Source organism: methanotrophic endosymbiont of Bathymodiolus puteoserpentis (Logatchev), assembly GCF_900128525.1.
Classification (GTDB): domain Bacteria; phylum Pseudomonadota; class Gammaproteobacteria; order Methylococcales; family Methylomonadaceae; genus Methyloprofundus.
The window spans coordinates 1-1,816 of sequence record NZ_FQTQ01000072.1 but is presented as its reverse complement, the minus strand read 5'-3'; the positions used below and the strand labels follow the sequence as shown (position 1 = coordinate 1,816).

Annotated in this window: 2 protein-coding genes; both read right to left on the bottom strand. The window is 37.2% G+C overall.

Going from position 1 to position 1,816, the window contains the following annotated elements; all coding sequences use genetic code 11:
• Nucleotides 1-352: 352 nt before the first annotated feature.
• A complete protein-coding gene (locus BQ7314_RS06415) occupies nucleotides 353-916 on the bottom strand; it encodes a hypothetical protein (RefSeq protein WP_174482878.1) in 564 nt (187 codons plus the stop codon).
• Nucleotides 917-931: 15 nt separating this feature from the next.
• Complete coding sequence (flhB, locus tag BQ7314_RS06410; protein WP_174482877.1) at nucleotides 932-1,705, bottom strand: flagellar type III secretion system protein FlhB; 774 nt, start codon at nucleotides 1,703-1,705, stop codon at nucleotides 932-934.
• Nucleotides 1,706-1,816 lie beyond the last annotated feature (111 nt).

Below are 1,816 nucleotides of genomic sequence, written 5' to 3'. Positions count from 1 at the left end.
CCTTTTTCAGCCTATGAATCTTATCAGTCGTTAGAGCGAGAGCTGTTCAATGTGCTTAAAAATATTGGCGGAAGTCATAAAGTGGCTTTTTCATAAAGGTTAAATTAATTTTACATGGGTACTTAGCGTTAATAATTTAACCGTTTCTCGTACTTGGCTCCAGTCTAAATCAGGTTGCCGTGAATTTGAATTTGAAATATCCATCAATCTATATCTTCTAAAAAATTAAAAAGCACTTCGATAAGACATTCTAAACAATAAAAAGGGAAGCGCAATGCTTCCCTTGTTTTTTCTTGATAATATATAAGCTTCAGCCATTACTATGACTAGAGTTTTTACACCAAAAGAATAATTAATCTGTAATTGTCGCTATAGCATTAGCTAATTGTATATCTAACTTTTGAGTTTTAAGTATCTGCCATAGATCTTTTTCGCTCTGCATGCTATTCACAACGACCTGCTCTATTAAAGCTTTCGCGGCAGAACGATTCAAACCGACTAAAACATAAACCTCGCCTTCTGGCCCTGTCTCCGTTAGATAGACTTTAGCTCCTGCTAAGCATCCACTATCAATATGTTTATTTGCACTAACAATTAACGCATCAATAAGCTTACTATTTAGCTCATATCTTTGTGCATACAAACTAATTTTATCTGCAACTTCAGACCTAAAGCGCTTAACCAGCTGCTTTTTTGCCGCAATTTCAGCCATATCTAGCATATAATTACGCCCACCAAATGACCGCTCAAACTGACCTACTGCCTGAATCGCTAAATCAGCATAAGCTTTATCACAAATCCAGCTGGGTGCTATTTGCTGGCCAGAAAACAAACAAGCAGGTTTAACGGCCACCTGTTGCGTACAAGCCATTAAATTAACAACTAAAATACTAATGATGCCTTTTATTAATTTCATTTTAATATGCTCTATTTAACTCTGCCTGAACTCATCAGGCACTTTTAAGTTAGCAGGCATACTAGGCTTTTCTCCAAAACCTGTTTTAGCTGCTTTTAACTGAAAGACATAGGATAAAACTTGAGCAACCACCAAAAATAAGCCAGATGGGATCTCTTCACCTATTTCCGTCGAGTAGTATAAGGCTCTAGCTAAAGGGGGTACTGCTACGAGAGGAACATCGGCACCGGTCGCAATATTACGAATTTGAGCAGCGATTAAATCTGTTCCTTTAGCCACTAAAATGGGAGCACCAGAACCGCCAGCATCATATTTTAGTGCCACAGCAAAATGTGCGGGGTTCGTCACCACAACATCAGCTTCAGGTACGTCATTCATCATTCGGCCTTGTGCCATTGCCGTTTGTAATTGACGAATTCGGCCTTTTACTTGTGGGTTTCCATCTGATTCTTTATGCTCATCCTTAACCTCCTGCTTAGTCATCATCATGTCTTTTTTATATTTCCACAGCTGATAAGGTACATCTATCATGACTAATAAAAATAAAGATGAACTTAAAATCAATAAACAATACATCAGAATATCAGCGCTATGATAAATAGCACTGTTAACGGATTCATTACTTAACCCCATAAATTCAGGCAAATAAATATCGTATAAAATTTTAGCGACAAATAAAATCAAGCTGGTTTTCAATAATGCTTTAAGTAATTCGACCAAGCCTTGCATGCCAAACATTCGCTTAAAGCCTTTTATTAGATCAAATTTAGACAACTTAGGAATGTGCATGAAATAACTTAGGCAACTTATAAAGTTGTTGCGTCAGGAATGGCAGTATAATTCCATTGCCTCAGGTGCTCATCAAATACAATTCGCATTGACTCTTTAAAACCCTCTGCA